This is a genomic window from Vibrio sp. 1978, assembly GCF_033344345.1.
Window position 1 is genome coordinate 1 of the sequence record NZ_JAWPOP010000581.1, and the last position, 647, is coordinate 647.

The 647-nt window shown below is 44.7% G+C and carries 1 protein-coding gene; it reads right to left on the bottom strand.

Translation table 11 applies throughout. The annotated features are described in order from the left end of the window. Positions 1 to 469: SDR family NAD(P)-dependent oxidoreductase (locus R8N49_RS27940; protein WP_318190547.1), on the bottom strand; the 469-nt coding region annotated here is incomplete at its 3' end. Positions 470 to 647: the final 178 nt, after the last annotated feature.

Sequence of the window (647 nt, forward strand, 5' to 3'; positions counted from 1 at the left end):
AAGGCACGCGAAAGCCGCCGAGGAAAGAAAGAAGTGAGGCGAAGTAGAGGATCTTGCCGCCGTCACCTGGCGCGATGAACTGTTTTGCGACCGCTTGAGACATAAAGAATACAGAGTTCGCGTTAGTGTTCATTACGTCATCCCAATCTTGCTCAGAAAACTCGATGGCGTCGTTACGACGAATGATGCCCGCGTTGTTCACTAGGATATCAATGCGACCAAGTTCGGTTACTGCGCGGTCAACGATAGTTGGAATGTCGTCTAGTTTCATTAAGTTAGCGCGGATATCGACGAACTTACGGCCTTCAGCCTCTACTTTCTCAATCGTTTCTGTTGGTTCGCTGATGTTTACGCCAACAATGTCACAGCCCGCTTTTGCTAGACCAAGCGCCATACCTTGACCAAGACCAGTGTCACAACCAGTAACAATGGCCACTTTTCCCTCAAGGTTAAATGAATCAAGAATCATGTCGTTTTCCTCAATAGTAGGTAATGTCGTGATTTGGCGTCTTGGCCATGTCACTTTGTATGCATTCATCCTGACCCAAAAAGAAACTGTTTGCAATTTTTTTTGAAAAGGCGTTTTAAAAATATTGATTGCGATCTTGTTTTTCTGGATTCTTTAATTGCGCGGTTTCAAATTTTTG